The organism is Streptomyces sp. NPDC030840 (assembly GCF_055572015.1).
The window spans coordinates 133,277-147,593 of sequence record NZ_JBVIEE010000015.1 but is presented as its reverse complement, the minus strand read 5'-3'; the positions used below and the strand labels follow the sequence as shown (position 1 = coordinate 147,593).

Below are 14,317 nucleotides of genomic sequence, written 5' to 3'. Positions count from 1 at the left end.
GTTGTTCGTCCTGTTAGCCGGGGGTCACAACGGAGTCAGGTGCTCCGGCGAGGGAGGAGCCGGCCGGCGGGGCACAAGGGCGGGCTCGTACGGTGCCTGCCCGGGCTCCAGCGCGAGGACCGCCGCCACCGGGTGGTCGTCGTCCGGGGCCGGCAGGTCCACCGGGTGCGGTCCGGGCGCCGCCCGCGACAGCAGCACCACCCCCCAGGACGCCAGCGCCGCTCCCACCAGGGCCAGGGGCACGCCCACGAGGCCGGAGCGCACCTGCTCGCCCAGCAGGGACAGGCCGATCACCGAGGCGGCGACCGGATTGGCCAGGGTCACCACGGCGAGCGGGGCGCCGAGGCCGCCCTTGTAGGCGGTCTGGGAGAGCAGCAGCCCGCCCGCGGCGAAAGCCGCGACCAGCAGGGCCACCCCGATCACCTGGACGCTGAGCGGCGAGCCCGAGCGGTCCGTCGCGGCGACCGTCACGGTCTGCGTGAGCGCCGACGCGACGCCCGAGGTGATGCCGGACGCGGTCGCGTGCCGCAGTCCCGGCCGCGCTCCCGGCCGGGCCAGCAGGCCGATCAGGGCCGCCGTCACCCCGGACACCGCGAGGGCCTCCGGCACGCTCAGCACGTCGTCGGGCGCGGGGCCGGACGCGGCGACCAGGATCGCGGCGAGCCCGACGAGCGTGAACGCGGTGCCCCGCCACTCCACCGCGCTGACCCGCCGCCCGGCCATCCGCGCGCCCAGCGGCACGGCGGCCACCAGGGTGAGCGCGCCGAGCGGCTGCACCACGGTCAGCGGACCGTACTTGAGGGCCACGACGTGCAGCAGCGCGGCGGACGCGTTGAGCAGGACGGAGCCCCACCAGGCGCCACTGGCGAGCAGCCGGCCCACACCCGCGTCACCGCTCCGGGACGCGAGCCGCTCCTGGGCGACGGCCGCGGCGGCGTAGGCGACGGCCGAGAACAGGGAGAGGGCGACGGCGACGAGGGTGGCGCTCATCGGCCCGCTCCCACCAGGACGGGCTCGTCGGCCGTGACGAGCTGCGGGGCGCGCAGGGCGGTGGCCGTCGTGCGGTGCGGCAGGTGGATCGCGGCGAGGGCGAGGCCGAGCAGTCCGGCGGCACCGATCGCGTCGAGCCAGTAGTGGTTCGCCGTGCCGACGATCACCAGCAGGGTCACCAGCGGGTGCAGCAGCCACAGCCACCGCCGGCGGGAACGGGTGGCGGCGATCAGGCCGATGGCGACCATCAGCGCCCAGCCGAAGTGCAGGGAGGGCATCGCCGCGAACTGGTTCGCCAGCGAGTCGGTCGCCGGGGTCGCCGAGTACACCGAGGGCCCGTACACCTGGGCGGTGTCGACGAGGCCCGTGCCGTCGAGCATGCGCGGCGGAGCCAGCGGGAACGCCAGGTGCAGCAGCAGGGCGGCGGCGGTGACGGCGGCCAGGACCCGGCGGGCCCACACGTAGTGCGCCGGCCGTCGCAGATAGAGCCAGACCAGGAAGGCCGCGGTGGCCGGGAAGTGGACGACCGCGTAGTAGCTGTTCGCCAGCTGGGCGAGCCCGTCGCCGTGGAGGAGCACGGACTGCACGGTGGCCTCGTCGGGCAGGCGCAGCGCCCGCTCCCAGTCCCACACACGGTGGGCGTTGCGGAAGGCCTCGCCGGTGTGGTCGTTCGCCAGCAGCCGGCCGAACTTGTAGACGAGGAAGAGTCCCGCGACGAGCAGGAGTTCACGGACGAGGGGCGGCCGTGCGGCGCTGTCGGGCGCCGCCCGGCGCCGTATGGCCGCGTCGGACTCGGATCCTGCCGGCTCGGTTCGGGCTGTCATCCCCCGGCCCCTTTGCTGACGACTGCTGACGACTTCTGATGACTGCTGACGACGTGCGGATGACCGGTACGCGTGCGTACCGATACGGTGGTGTACCGATACGTCACTGTACCGATACGAAGGCGTTTCGGTACAGTGGCGTATCGCTATACACTGTGTGAGACAGCCCACCGATCAAGACCGCGGATCGCGGCCCCGAGTTGACAGGCCCCGAGTCGAGAAGAGGGAGAGTCCATGACGTCGCAGGCAGCGGACGGACCGGAGACGGTCGCAGCCTCGCGCCGCTCCAAGATCACGCCTGAGCGTGAGCGGGAGTTCTTCGACGCCGTGCTCGACCAGATCCGTGAGTGCGGTTACGACGCGGTGAGCATGGAGGGCGTCGCCGCGAGCACGCGGTGCAGCAAGTCGACGCTGTACCGGCAGTGGAAGACGAAGCCCCAGTTCGTTGCGGCCGCGCTGCGGGCCAGCCGCTGCCGGCGGTTCGCCGACATCGACACCGGCTCGCTCGCCGGGGACCTGCGGGAGGTGGCGGCACGGGCCGGCGCCGACTGGTTCGGCCCCGACGCCCGGCTGCTCCATGGGCTCGCCCACGCCATCACACAGGACGCGGACCTGCAGCGGGCTATGCGCGACGCGTTCGTCGAGCCGGAGATCGCAGGTCTGCGGGGGCTCCTCGACCGTGCGGTCGCCCGGGGCGAGATCGCCGCGGACAACCCGGCGCTGGAGTACGTGCCCGCGCAGATCCTCGGTGTGCTGCGGGCCCGCCCGCTCCTGGAGGGACGGGACGCCGACGAGGCGTATCTGGCCCGCTTCGTGGAGGCGGCCGTCCTCCCGGCGCTCGGGCTGGGTGAGAAGCGGCCGGGGGGCACGACGTTACGTTAGAACGCGGGTCGTCGTCAGAGCGCGGGCCGTCGTCCGGGGCATGACCCGTACGCCGGCCCGGCCGCGCCACTCCGTGGGGACGGGGGCGGCGCGCATCACCGGCCGGGTGGGGTTCCTCTTGAGCGGAGGGGAGCTCCACCCGGCCGACTTGTTCGCGGGCACGGTGTTCCGGATGCGCCGGACCGCGCCTTCCGCGTTCTGCGCGTTCTGCCCGACTCCGTGTTCTCCGCGTCTCCCGTGCCTTCCGGCCCGGCCTGTGCCTTCCGGTCCGGCCTGTGTCTTCCGGCCGGGATGCCCATGTGTCAGGCGTTCTGTCCGTTGCCGCCGCCCGACATCTCCTTGATGCCCTTGGTGATGTCGTCGATGACGGACTGTTCGGGCGCCTTGGAGCCGACGTCGATGCCGAAGCGGATCACGACGAGCCGGTCGGGGTCGGCGGGGGCCGGGAACGCGAGCGACTCCACGTAACCGTCGGCGCCCTCGCTCGTGACGACCTTCCAGCGGACCATGTAGCCCTTCTCGCCGGCCACCGTCACCGCCTTCGAGGCCAGTTCGTCGTGCGAGGTGATCTTCCCGTACGTGGTGCCGCCGTACGCCTCCTCGGCGTTCTTCTCGATGTCGGCCTTCGCGGCGGCCTCGGCCGTGGTGGCGTCCAGCTTCAGCACCTCGGAGGGCGCCGAGTACGCGCCGCCGCGGGTGCAGGTCTTGGACGGGTCGCCGGGGCATTCGTACGAATCCTTGCTCGTGACCTGCACGCCCACCGTGAGCGACTGGGCGCTCCAGTCGTCCGGCACCGGGATGCCGATGCCGTTGACCGGGTCGACGGCGTAACCGTCCACGATCCGCGGCTGTGCGGACTCGCCCGGTTCCGGGGTCCGGCCACCCGAGCCGCCGCCGGGCCCGCCCTGTCCTCCGCCGGGGCCGCCCTGGCCGTTCTGCCCGCCCGGGCCACGCGAACTGGCTTCCGATGCTCCTCCGTCGTCCTTGGTGAGGGCGTACACGCCCACGCCGATGCTCGCCAGAACGGCTGCGGCCACGGCGACGGCGATGCCGGTGCGCAGGCCGCGCCGCGGGGGTGCGGGCGGGTACGCCGGGTAGGGTCCCATGGCCGCCGGATACGCCGCCCCCGCGGGCGGCGACTGCGCAGGGGGACCCCATGCGGCGGCCGGTTCCGCGGGCCGGATCCGGTCCGTCCATGCCGTGCCGTCCCACCAGCGTTCGGTGGCGGGGCCGTCAGTTGTCTGCCCGGGGTCGGGGTACCAGCCGGGGGGAGTCTCCTGGGTCATGGGGCCACGGTATGAGGTGAGCGTGAAAGATGGATGAGAGGGGGCTTTCCGCCCCCGCCGCCCCTACCCGTCCCGTCCTCCGGGGGATCCGCCCCTTCGACCCCGCTCGGGGCTCGGCGGCGGGGCGAAAATCCCCGGCGCCCCGCACCCCGGTCACCCGGCCCCCTTCACACACCAACCGCTCCGGCCCCCGCTCAGCACTCCCCACCGACGGCAACCCGCCCTGCCCCGGCGTCACCGACCCCAGCACGCTCGCGTGCCGTGCCCCCGTACTCGCCGGACACGTCCCCGGCAGCCCGTGCTCGGTCAATGTCGGCGCTTCCCGTCCTCTCGATCGTCTCCGTGATGATCAGCCCCGCGCAGCCCGAGAAGACGGCGTTGGACAGGGCGTAGGCGAGCCCCAGGCCCGTGCAGCGGACGTTCGCCGGGAAGAGCTCGGCCGGCATCGCCGGGCCGGGGCCCGCCATCAGGCCCACCACCGCTCCCGCCGCGAACACCGCCGTGCCCTTCAGCACGTGTGACGTCCCCGGGCTCTGCAGGAGGTCGAGCAGCGGCAGAGCCAGCATCAGTTTCACCGGTGTGGTGACGGGGGTGGCGTGTCGACCTCGCGCACCGGCTGTCACTCGTGTCAGCTCCTCCTGCCCGGACCGCCCTCCCTCTGGCTCCCGGACGACTACGCTCGATCCCCGTACGTCGTTTGGGCCACCTGGGGAGGTACCGGGATGACGGAGGAACGGCCGGGAGCGGCCGCCTCGGCCTCCCTGTGGGAGCGCGACGCGGAACTCGCCGCCATCGAGGAGGCGATCGACGACCTGCGCGAGGACCGGACGTCACGGGGCGCCCTCCTCGTGTTCGAGGGCGAGGCGGGCATCGGCAAGACCGCGCTCCTCGCCGAGGCCCGTCGCCTGGCGGAGGAGCGCGGCTGCACGGTGTGGTCTGCGCGCGGCGGCGAGACCGTCACCTCCGTCCCCTTCAACGTCGTACGGCAGCTGATGCAGCCCGCGTTCTGGTCGCTGATGCCGGACGAGGCGCGGGAGTACCTCGGTGACTGGTACGACGTCGCCGCCCCCGCGCTCGGGATAGCGGCCCCCGGAGACCGGCTCGCCGATCCGCGGGGCGTGTGCGACGGTCTGATCGCGGCCGCCGGCCGGCTCGCCCGGCGGGACCGGCCGCTCGTCCTGCTGATCGACGACGCCCACTGGGCCGACCAGGAGACCCTGCACTGGCTCGCCGCGCTGGCCCAGCGCCTCGACGAACTGGCCGTCCTCGTCGTGGTCGCCCGCCGCCCGGGCGACGTCACCGGGGAGCGCGCCGGCCTCCTCGACGTGGTCGCCGCCACGGCCCGCCCCACCGCCCCACTGAGCGCGCTGACCCCCGAGGCGACCGCGGGCCTCACCCGGACCACGGTCGGCGAGCACGCCGACGCGCCGTTCTGCCGCGAGGTCTGGGCGGTCACCGGCGGCAACCCCTACGAGACCGTGGAACTCCTCGCCAAGGTCCAGGACAGCCAGCTGGAACCGGTCGAGTCGTCGGCCGCCGAACTGCGCGCCCTGAACCGCACGGCCCGCGGCCGCGGCCTGGTCGCCCGCCTCGAAGGGCTCGGCACCGACGCCACCCGTTTCGCGTGGGCCGCAGCCGTCCTCGGCACCGGCATCACCGTGGAACTCGTCGCCACGCTCGCCACCATGCGCCCCGAGGAGGCCATGAGCTGCGCCCGGCTGCTCAGCGCGGCCCGCATCCTCACCGAGACCGACCGGACGTCCCGTCAGGTCGGCGACGGCGACCTGGAGTTCGTGCACCCGCTGATCGCCACCGCCGTGTACCACTCCATCCCGCCCGCCATGCGCACCGCCCTGCACGGTGTGGCCGCCGAGGTCGTCACCGCCTCCGGGCTCGGAGCCGCCGCGGCCTCGCGCCACCTGCTCAAGGTCCACCCGGACGACGACCCCGAGGTGGTCGAGCAGCTGCGTGAGGCCGCGCGCGAGCACCTCGCCATCGGGGCACCCGACGCGGCCCGCCGCTGCCTGGAGCGCGCCCTGCTGGAACCGCCCGAGCCCGGCGTCCACGCCGAGGTGCTCTACGAGCTGGGCTGTGCCACGCTCCTGACCTCGCCGTCCACGACCATCGACTACCTCCGGTCGGCCCTCGCCACGCCGGGTCTCGACGGTGACACCCGTGTGGACGCCGTGGTCCGGCTCTCCCAGGCGCTCCTCCACAACGACCAGCTGGAGGACGCCGTCCGCACGGTCGACACGGAGGCCGCCCGGCTCGGCCCCGGCCCCGCCCGGCTGCGGCTGAAGGCGGTGAGCTCCATGTGGCAGTGCCTGCACCCGGGCGAGGAGCACTTACCGGAGCGCTCCGAGGAGCTCGCCGCCCTCGCGGCCACCTGCACGGGCCGCGACAACTCGGAGCGCGCACTGCTCATCCTCCGCGGCTTCGACCTGATGACGCGCGGGGACAACGCCGAGGAGGTCGTCGAGCACTGCGACCGCGCCCTCGTCGACGGCCGCCTCGCCCCCGGACTCGGCTGGACGGACACCGAGTGGGGCATCGAACCACTGCTGATGCTGGCGACCGCGTACGCCTACGCGGATCGGCTCGACCAGGCCCAGAGACTGTACGCCGAAGCCCTGCGCGCCTACGAGTCGGCCGGCTGGAGCGGGGGCCACCTCGCCCTGGCCCACGCCTATGTCGGTCTCGGACAGCGCAGGAGGGGCCGCCTGAAGGACGCGGAGGCCTCCCTGCGCGAGTCGCTGCGCATCGCCGAACGGGTGGGCCGAGGGCTGCCGCTGTACTGGACGGCGACCTGCAACCTCGTCGACACCCTGCTCGCCCGCGGACATGTCGACGCGGCCTGGGAGATCGCGGAGCGGTACGGCTTCGCCCCGCCGTACCCCTCCACCATCGTCCTGCCCGACACCCGCTCCTTACGCGGCCGGCTTCTCCTCGCCACCGGCCGCAGGGACGAGGGCATCAACGAACTTCAGGCCGCGGAGAAGGCCGCCGACGCCCGCGGCCACCACAACCCCGTGGCGGCGCCCTGGGCCGGCGACCTCGCCCGTGCCCTCGCCCACGAGGACCCGCGCCGCGCGGCCGAACTCGCGCTCACCGTCCGCCGCCGGGCCGAACGCTTCGGCACCGCCACGGCCCTGGGAGAGGCCCTGCGCCTGGCCGCGGCCCTGGAGACCGGCCGGCGCGCCACCGATCTGTACGCCCGGGCCGTCACCCACCTGGAGGCGTCCCCCTGCGCCTACGAACACGCCGTCGCGCGCGTGGAGTACGGCATCGCCTGCCGCTCCACCACGGAACTCCACAAGGGCCTGGCCCTGGCGCGCTCCTGCGGCGCGGACGGACTGGCGGCCCGGGCACGGCGGGCGCTGGACGTGGGCGGGGACTTCGGTAGCCGGGGCCGGTCCGGGTGACCGCGCCGCTCTCACCCTGCGGACGCCTCCCAGACGCCGCGCGGACGCCTCCCAGACGCATCTCAGATGCCCCGCGGACGCCCCGCGGAGTCTCTAGAGAGCGAGCAACTGCTCCGTGATCGCCTCCAGGCGCTTGCGAACGTCAGGGTCGTACGCCTGCTCGTGGGCCCGGGACGGCGACGTGCCGTCGAAGTAGCCCCCCGACCCCACGTCATCCCGGGTGATCAGCGCGAGCACGGCCTGTGCTCCCTCGGCGACCGTGGACCACGGGGAGACACCGGCCTCGCGGACCATCGCGGTGTCCATGAAGGTGGCCGGATGCAGCACGTTCACCGAGACACCGGTCGCCGCCGGCTCGTCGGCCAGCGTGAACGTGTGGGCGGCGAGCGCGAACTTGGCGCGGCAGTACGCCGACATGCCGTGGTAGCCGCGGGTGAACTCGGGATCACCGAAGTCGACGGGCTCCTGACCGGCGGAACCGACGTTCACGACACGGGCGGGCGCGTTCGCGCGGAGCACGGGCAGCAGGGCGCGGGTGAGGGCCACCGGCGCCAGGTAGTTCACGGCGAGCCGCAGTTCGTGGCCGTCGTGGCTCAGCTCCCTGACCGCGTCGCGCGGGCCGCTGCCCACGCCCGCGTTGTTGACGAGCACGTCGAGCCCGGGGTGGTCGGCGGCGACCCGGGCGCCCAGGTCGCGGACCTGCGCCAGGGAGGCCAGATCGGCGACGTACGCGTGCGCCTCGCCCAGGGCGCGCAGGTCCTCGGCGAGCCGCTCCGTACGGCCGGGGTCGCGGCCGTGAGCGAGGACGACGTGCCCCGCCCGGACCAGCTCGAAGGCGACGTGGCGGCCGAGTCCGGAGGTGGCACCGGTGAGCAGAACAGTGGACATGCCTCCACCGTAGGCGGACGGGGAGGCACGGAAGAGGCGCGGAGGAGGTGGTGCTGGGGCTACGACCAGCGGGATCACCCAGCAGGATCACCCAGCGGGGGTTCAGGCCCGGGAGTCGTTCCCCTCCGGCGGAGACCGTCCGCCGGCTACCCCTCCGCCGGCTGCCCGTCCGCCGGATCCTCCTCCGCGAGCACCCGCTGGGCCGTCGCGAACGCCGAGTTCGCCGCCGGGACACCGCAGTACACCGCCGTCTGCAGCAGCACCGCCCCGATCTCCTCCGGCGTGAGCCCGTTGCGGCGGGCCGCGCGCACGTGCATCGCCAGCTCGTCGTAGTGGCCGTGCGCCACCAGCGCGGTCAGCGTGATCATGCTGCGCTCGCGGCGCGTGAGCGTCGGGTCCGTCCAGATCTCGCCCCAGGCATAGCGGGAGATGAAGTCCTGGAAGCGGGCGGTGAACGGGGTCTGCCGGGACTGTGCGCGGTCCACGTGCGCGTCGCCGAGGACCTCGCGGCGCACCTCCATGCCGCGCTTCGGACTTCCCAGGAGATGGGACCGCAGCGCGGTCAGGACCGCCTCAGGGCACTGCGCCGGCGCCAGGTGCGAGGCACCGGGGAGCTCGACGAGGGCCGCGCCCGGCACCGCGTCCGCGATCTCGCGCAGATGCGCCGGAGGCGTCGCCGGGTCCTGGCGTCCCGCGACGAGCAGGGTGGGCACGGTGATCTCCTGAAGCCGGTCCCGCAGGTCGAACGCGGCCAGCGCGTCACAGCAGGCGGCATACGCCTCCGGGTCCGCGTTCCGGTGGTCGGCCACCAGCTCGGGCACCGTGAAACCGGGCGTGAACCAGCGGGAGTCGGCCGACTCCGCGAGCCGCGCCAGGCCCTCGCGGCGCACCGAAGCGGCCCGCTCCTCCCAGGCCGTGGAGCCGCCGAAGTGCGCGGAGGAACAGATCACGGCGAGCGCCGACACCCGCTCCGGGTGGTGGACCGCCAGATGCAGGCCCACCGCTCCGCCCAGCGAGACACCCGCGTACGCGAACCGCTCGATGCCGAGGGAGTCGGCGAGCGCGAGCACCAGGCCTGCCAGGTCGGCGACGGTGGCCCCCGGCCCTATGAGCGCGGCCGGCGAGCCTCCATGCCCCGGCAGGTCCCAGCGCACCACCCGGTGCGTGGCGGACAGTTCGGGCGCCACCTTGTCCCAGAGCGCGGTGGACGTGCCGAGCGAGGGGCCCAGCAGCAGCGGGGGAGCGGTGGATGGGCCCTCGGCACGGTGGTTGAGTGTCAACGTCGCTCCAGAGCACGGTCGGTGAGGGCTCCGGCGGAGCCGGTGTAACGGGTGGGGTCAGTGAGCTCGGCGAGGTCGATGTCCTTCAACTCCGGTTCCTCGGCGAGCAGTTCGGCGAGAGAGCGGCCCTCGGTGTAGGTGCGCTTCGCCGTCTCGGTCAGCAGTTCCTTGGCGCGGGCACGCCCCAGTACGGGCGCCAGCTCGGCGGCCAGCCGCTCCGAGACGATCAGTCCGTGGGTGAGGTCGAGGTGCCGTCGCATCGTGCCGGTGTGCACCCGGAGCCCCTCCGTCAGCTCCACGGCGTTCCCGGCCGCTCCCGCGACCAGCCGCAGCAGATCCCGCAGCGGCTCCCACTCGGCGTGCCAGGCCCCGGCGGGCCGCTCGTCCTCGGCCGACAGCGAGCCGTACAGCGTGGCCGCGAGCTGCGGTGCGCGCCGGGCGGCCGCGGCGATCAGCGTGGACCGCACGGGATTCGCCTTGTGCGGCATGGCGGACGAGCCACCGCCGCTGCCCTCGGAGACCTCCGCGATCTCCGTGCGGGCGAGGGTGAGCACGTCGACGGCCATCTTGCCGAGGGCCCCCGCGGCGAAGGCGAGTGCGCCGGCGAGGTCGGCGACCGGAGTGCGCAGGGTGTGCCAGGGCAACAGCGGCTCCGCCAGCCCGAGTTCGCGAGCGTACGCGGCGGTCAGCGCCCGCGCGTCCGAGGCGCCGAACACGCCGAACGCGGCCAACGTGCCCGCCGCACCGCCCAGTTGCACGGGAAGACCGTCCCGTACGGCCCTGAGGCGGTCCCTCGCGTCCAGCACCAGCGACCGCCACCCCGCCGCCTTCAGCCCGAACGTCGTCGGCACCGCGTGCTGGGCGAGCGTCCGCCCGGGCATGGGCGTGTCACGGTGCGCGGAGGCCAGCCGGGCGAGCGCCCCCTGGGCCCGCTCCAGATCGGCCAGCACCGGGTCCAGCGTCCGCACCGCGACCAGCATCGTCGCCGTGTCCATGATGTCCTGGCTGGTCGCGCCCCGATGGACGTACGGGCCGTACTCCGCGCCGACCGCCTTCGTCAGATCCGCGACGAGGGGGATGACGGGGTTCCCGCCGGCCCGCGCACGGGCCGCGAGGTCCCGCGGGTCGAAACCCTCGGGCACGGCCGCCGAGGCCACCGCCGTCACCGCTTGCTCCGGGGCGAGCCCCAGCGAGGCCTGGGCGCGGGTCAGCGCCACCTCCGCGTCGAGCAGCGCCCGCAGATACGCGGTGTCGCTCGTCGAGACGGACGCGGGCGAGCCGGCCGACCCCGGGGCGAGCAGACCGGCAGGGGAACCTTCGAAGCTGTCCGAGCCGCCGAAGCCGTCGGAACCGGCAGAAGTCACTGGAACTCCAGGAAGACCGTCTCGCCCTCGCCCTGAAGGCGGATGTCGAAACGGTACGTGCCGTTGCCCTCGTCCCCGGCGATCAGCGTGCCGCGCCGCTCCTCGTCGAGCCGGGCGAGCAACGGGTCCGTGGCGTGCGCCGCCTCGTCACCCGGCAGGTAGATCCGCGTGAACAGGTGCACCAGCAGCCCGCGCGCGAAGACGCACACGCTGATGTACGGAGCGCTCCGCCCCCGGACACCCGGTCGCAGCGTCCGCGCGTACCAGTGCCCGTTGGCGTCGGTCTGGATGCGACCCCAGCCGGTGAACTCCACACCGTTGCGGCCCAGATAGTCACCGGACGCCGGGTCGCGCCGGAGTGATCCGTCGGTGGTGGACACGTTCCCGTCGGGGTCCGCCCCCCACAGCTCCACGAACGCGTCGGGCAGCGGCTCGCCCGCGCCGTCGAGGATGTACCCGTGGACGGTGATCGTGTCCGGGTGCCGGAGGGGCGCGATGTCCTCGCCGCCGCGGAACGGCAGCGCGTAGCCGTAGAAGGGACCCACCGTGTGCGAGGGGGTGGGCAGCACGCTCTCGGGGCTGCTCGTGTCGATCTTCGTCATGGCAGGTCAGCGCCCTTCTTCGATCCAGGTGGCGTTCGGGCCGTCCAGCACGATGTCCCAGTGGTAACCCATCGAGAACTCCGGCACGGACAGGCTGTGGTCATAGGTGGCGACCAGCCGCTGCCGCGCCGCGTCGTCGGTCACCGACTGGATGATCGGGTCGTACGGGAACAGCGGGTCGCTCGGGAAGTACATCTGCGTCACCAGCCGCTGCGTGAACGCCGTGCCGAACATCGAGAAGTGGATGTGGGCCGGCCGCCAGGCGTTGAGGTGGTTGCGCCAGGGGTAGGGGCCCGGCTGGATGGTCGTGAAGTGGTAGCGGCCCTCCGCGTCGGTGAGCGTGCGGCCGACGCCGGTGAAGTTGGGGTCCAGCGGCGCGTCGTGCTGCTCCCGCTGGTGCGCGTACCGGCCCGCCGAGTTCGCCTGCCAGATCTCGACGAGCTGACCGCGGACCGGCCGCCCGTCACGGTCCAGCAGCCGCCCGGAGACGGTGATGCGCTCGCCGATCGGCTCGCCGTTGTGCTGGCGGGTGAGGTCGTTGTCGATCTCGGTGATGTCACGCTCGCCGAAGGCGGGGGAGGACAGCTCCACCAGCTCCGGGTCCTTGGTGACGTCGATGGCGACCGGCGGCTGCTTCGGGTGACGGAGCATCGAGGAACGGTACGGCGCGTAGTCGCGGCGCGGCTGGTGCTCGACGGGGGCGCCGTCGGCGATCCGCTTCTCGTACGCGGCGTGCTCGGCCGCGATCTCCTGGTCGATGTCGTGCTGGGTGAGAGTCATGGGAGTTCCTGGAAGGAAGGTCGGTTGGGGGCAGGCGCCCCTTCAGGGGCGCGGGGAACGGCGCGACCAGCCACAGACGGCCCGCGGTGGCGAACGGCGCCGCCCGGCGGAGCGTCCGGCGTTCGAGGACGAGCGCGAGCCCCCGGCGGACGCCGACGCCGACGCACAAAGCGGCGACGCCGACGCCGCCGCCTCCAGGGCTGTGGCGACCACCTTGTCCATCCGTGAAGCCCCTCCGTCCGAGTACCCGGGCCAGCAATTAGTCAGGGCACTGATTATTTCAGCGAGGTGTCCCTCACGCTGCCACTGGTGCGGCGGGGCGTCAAGACCTCGAAGAACACCGAGGTCATGTGTATGCGCCAGCCGGGGACAGGGGCGGTGCTCTGCCGGTATTGTTCAGTGCACCAACGAATACGACCTGGGGAGTGCACATGGCCGCGGTGGATCTGACCACCCACCCCGGGCACCTGGCCCGGAGGCTCCAGCAGGCCCACTACCTGCTGTGGAACGCGATGGTCTCGGAGGAGATCACCTCGCCGCAGTTCGCGGTCCTCAACACGCTCGTCGCCGAGCCGGGACTGGACCAGCGCACGGTGGGGGAGCGGGTCGGTCTCGATCGCTCCACCGTCGCCGAGGTGATCAGCCGGCTGACGCGGCGCGCGCTCCTCGACAAGGTGCGCGATCCGCAGGACGGCCGCCGCTTCCTGCTGCGCCTCACCGAGGAGGGCGACCGTACCCACCGCAAGCTCACCGTGCGCGCGGCCCGGATGAACCAGGTCTTCCTGGCCCCGCTGTCCGCCGAGGAGCAGACCGTCTTCTTCGACCTCCTCCGACGGGTCTCGGACGCCGCCGAAGGGCTCCGCAACCCGGGGGAACCCCTCGCGACCCGCACCTGACCGGGCAGGCCCCATCCTGGTCGGCGATCCCGCTCAGCGGGCCTTCGCGAACACCACCCACACCGGCCCCTCGGCGAAGTTCACCTGCTCGCCGTCCGCCGTGGTGAAGTCCGTACCGTCCGTGGCCTTCTCCCGCTCCCAGTTCACGTCGTACGCCCGCCCGTCCCGCAGTACCTCGGCCTTGCCCGATCCCACGGTCTCGGTGAACGGCGTGTTGTTGCCGAGGAAGTCCTTGAACTGCGACGGCCGCACCTTCACGTACTGCACGACCACGGTCGCGGCGGTCACCCGCTTGCCGTCGGTCGTCACCGTCGGCGTGCCGTCCATGGTCACCAGCCAGTGCTGCCGGCTCCCGGACCAGGTGAAGGTGAAGCGGGCCGCCGCGTAGCTCACCGTGCGCGACTCCTTGGGAGTGCCGCCGTCGGGGGCCTCGCCGTAGTGGTAGCCCGTCGTGAGGGCGTCGGCGCCGGGCGCGGAGTCCAACAGCTTCCCGGGGCGCAGATAGAGGTTGTGCGGCGCGGGCTTGCCGGAGCCGCGGAAGAACGCGTCGGCCGCGTTCCCGGGGGTCTTCGCGTGCAGCGGTGCCTGGTCGATCAGGGGCAGCAGCCTGCTCTGGGCCCCCGAGAAGGCCAGCGTCGGCTCGTCGAACTGGCGCAACAGCTCCAGGTCGGACTCCCGTGCGCTGCGCACGGGCCCCACGGTGCCCGGCAGCTTGGTCGCGTACACCGCCATCAGCCGGCTCAGACCGCCCTCGACCTCCTCCGCGTACACGACGTCCGCCGCGTCGAGCCCGGTGTGAGGACGGGCCGTCGCGCTGTTGTCGATCTTGACGGTGAGTACGGAGCCCGGGGGCGCCGTGCTCGTCCGGTCGTCGCCCAGCCGGCCCTGGCCCTTTCCCTGCCCGTCGTCGCTCCCCGAGCCGTTGCCGCAGCCCGCCATGAGGGAACCCGCCACCGCCGCGGCCAGCAGCGCCGCCGTCATCCTGCCGCGTCGCGCCTGCGTTCTCTGTCTCATGCCCACTGTGGCCACCTTGTCCGTTTGTCGTCGATTGTGCGCTTATAGGGCCACGGATGGCCATACCCGCCGTCTTCTGCCCGGGTTTG

The 14,317-nt window shown here is 73.3% G+C and carries 12 protein-coding genes and 1 pseudogene; 3 read left to right on the top strand and 10 right to left on the bottom strand.

Annotated elements, in window-relative coordinates; all coding sequences use genetic code 11:
- Positions 1–24: 24 nt before the first annotated feature.
- Complete coding sequence (locus tag ACZ49J_RS29035) at positions 25–990, bottom strand: DMT family protein (protein WP_467452931.1); 966 nt, start codon at positions 988–990, stop codon at positions 25–27.
- A complete protein-coding gene (locus tag ACZ49J_RS29030) occupies positions 987–1,814 on the bottom strand; it encodes a phosphatase PAP2 family protein (RefSeq protein WP_467452930.1) in 828 nt (275 codons plus the stop codon). Before ACZ49J_RS29030 ends, ACZ49J_RS29035 begins: the two co-directional genes overlap by 4 nt.
- A gap of 234 nt (positions 1,815–2,048) precedes the next feature.
- On the opposite strand from ACZ49J_RS29030, the gene ACZ49J_RS29025 reads away from it, so the two are divergent.
- A complete protein-coding gene (locus ACZ49J_RS29025; protein WP_467452929.1) occupies positions 2,049–2,696 on the top strand; it encodes a TetR/AcrR family transcriptional regulator in 648 nt (215 codons plus the stop codon).
- A 302-nt stretch (positions 2,697–2,998) separates the two neighbouring features.
- Here ACZ49J_RS29025 and ACZ49J_RS29020 read toward each other — a convergent pair whose 3' ends face one another.
- Both ACZ49J_RS29020 and ACZ49J_RS29015 read right to left on the bottom strand, forming a co-directional pair.
- Positions 2,999–3,982 (bottom strand): DUF2510 domain-containing protein, encoded by a 984-nt coding sequence (locus tag ACZ49J_RS29020; protein WP_467452928.1) that lies wholly within the window; start codon positions 3,980–3,982, stop codon positions 2,999–3,001.
- 194 nt (positions 3,983–4,176) lie between these two features.
- Positions 4,177–4,551, bottom strand: a pseudogene (locus ACZ49J_RS29015) (MFS transporter); the annotation flags it as partial.
- A 153-nt stretch (positions 4,552–4,704) separates the two neighbouring features.
- On the opposite strand from ACZ49J_RS29015, the gene ACZ49J_RS29010 reads away from it, so the two are divergent.
- Positions 4,705–7,404, top strand: a complete 2,700-nt coding sequence (locus ACZ49J_RS29010; RefSeq protein WP_467452927.1) for an ATP-binding protein — start codon at positions 4,705–4,707, stop codon at positions 7,402–7,404.
- A 93-nt stretch (positions 7,405–7,497) separates the two neighbouring features.
- Here the strand turns inward: ACZ49J_RS29010 and ACZ49J_RS29005 are convergent, their stop codons facing one another.
- The 5 genes from ACZ49J_RS29005 to pcaH all read right to left on the bottom strand — a co-directional run bounded on the left by ACZ49J_RS29005 (position 7,498) and on the right by pcaH (position 12,318).
- A complete protein-coding gene (locus tag ACZ49J_RS29005) occupies positions 7,498–8,292 on the bottom strand; it encodes an SDR family NAD(P)-dependent oxidoreductase (protein ID WP_467452926.1) in 795 nt (264 codons plus the stop codon).
- A gap of 146 nt (positions 8,293–8,438) precedes the next feature.
- Positions 8,439–9,572 carry a bifunctional 3-oxoadipate enol-lactonase/4-carboxymuconolactone decarboxylase PcaDC gene (gene pcaDC / locus ACZ49J_RS29000; protein ID WP_467452925.1) on the bottom strand — a complete coding sequence of 378 codons (1,134 nt, stop codon included), beginning with the start codon at positions 9,570–9,572 and terminating at the stop codon, positions 8,439–8,441.
- The gene (pcaB, locus tag ACZ49J_RS28995) at positions 9,569–10,936 is read right to left on the bottom strand and encodes a 3-carboxy-cis,cis-muconate cycloisomerase (protein WP_467452924.1); all 1,368 of its coding nucleotides are present in this window, start codon (positions 10,934–10,936) and stop codon (positions 9,569–9,571) included. Before pcaB ends, pcaDC begins: the two co-directional genes overlap by 4 nt.
- Complete coding sequence (gene pcaG / locus ACZ49J_RS28990; protein WP_467452923.1) at positions 10,933–11,538, bottom strand: protocatechuate 3,4-dioxygenase subunit alpha; 606 nt, start codon at positions 11,536–11,538, stop codon at positions 10,933–10,935. The genes pcaB and pcaG overlap by 4 nt, the downstream gene beginning before the upstream one ends.
- Before the next feature lie 6 nt (positions 11,539–11,544).
- Positions 11,545–12,318, bottom strand: a complete 774-nt coding sequence (gene pcaH / locus ACZ49J_RS28985) for a protocatechuate 3,4-dioxygenase subunit beta (protein WP_467452921.1) — start codon at positions 12,316–12,318, stop codon at positions 11,545–11,547.
- A 431-nt stretch (positions 12,319–12,749) separates the two neighbouring features.
- Here pcaH and ACZ49J_RS28980 point away from each other — a divergent pair, with 431 nt between their 5' ends.
- Entirely contained in the window at positions 12,750–13,214 is a 465-nt protein-coding gene (locus ACZ49J_RS28980; protein ID WP_467452920.1) for a MarR family winged helix-turn-helix transcriptional regulator, read from the top strand.
- A gap of 33 nt (positions 13,215–13,247) precedes the next feature.
- Here the strand turns inward: ACZ49J_RS28980 and ACZ49J_RS28975 are convergent, their stop codons facing one another.
- Positions 13,248–14,228, bottom strand: a complete 981-nt coding sequence (locus tag ACZ49J_RS28975; RefSeq protein WP_467452919.1) for a DUF3048 domain-containing protein — start codon at positions 14,226–14,228, stop codon at positions 13,248–13,250.
- Positions 14,229–14,317 lie beyond the last annotated feature (89 nt).

Coding starts and splice junctions, on each gene's coding strand:
- ACZ49J_RS29035 (WP_467452931.1), bottom strand. CDS start 990: ATGAGCGCCACCCTCGTCGCCGTCGCCCTCTCCCTGTTCTCGGCCGTC.
- ACZ49J_RS29030 (WP_467452930.1), bottom strand. CDS start 1,814: ATGACAGCCCGAACCGAGCCGGCAGGATCCGAGTCCGACGCGGCCATA.
- ACZ49J_RS29025 (WP_467452929.1), top strand. CDS start 2,049: ATGACGTCGCAGGCAGCGGACGGACCGGAGACGGTCGCAGCCTCGCGC.
- ACZ49J_RS29020 (WP_467452928.1), bottom strand. CDS start 3,982: ATGACCCAGGAGACTCCCCCCGGCTGGTACCCCGACCCCGGGCAGACA.
- ACZ49J_RS29010 (WP_467452927.1), top strand. CDS start 4,705: ATGACGGAGGAACGGCCGGGAGCGGCCGCCTCGGCCTCCCTGTGGGAG.
- ACZ49J_RS29005 (WP_467452926.1), bottom strand. CDS start 8,292: ATGTCCACTGTTCTGCTCACCGGTGCCACCTCCGGACTCGGCCGCCAC.
- pcaG (WP_467452923.1), bottom strand. CDS start 11,538: ATGACGAAGATCGACACGAGCAGCCCCGAGAGCGTGCTGCCCACCCCC.
- pcaH (WP_467452921.1), bottom strand. CDS start 12,318: ATGACTCTCACCCAGCACGACATCGACCAGGAGATCGCGGCCGAGCAC.
- ACZ49J_RS28980 (WP_467452920.1), top strand. CDS start 12,750: ATGGCCGCGGTGGATCTGACCACCCACCCCGGGCACCTGGCCCGGAGG.
- ACZ49J_RS28975 (WP_467452919.1), bottom strand. CDS start 14,228: ATGAGACAGAGAACGCAGGCGCGACGCGGCAGGATGACGGCGGCGCTG.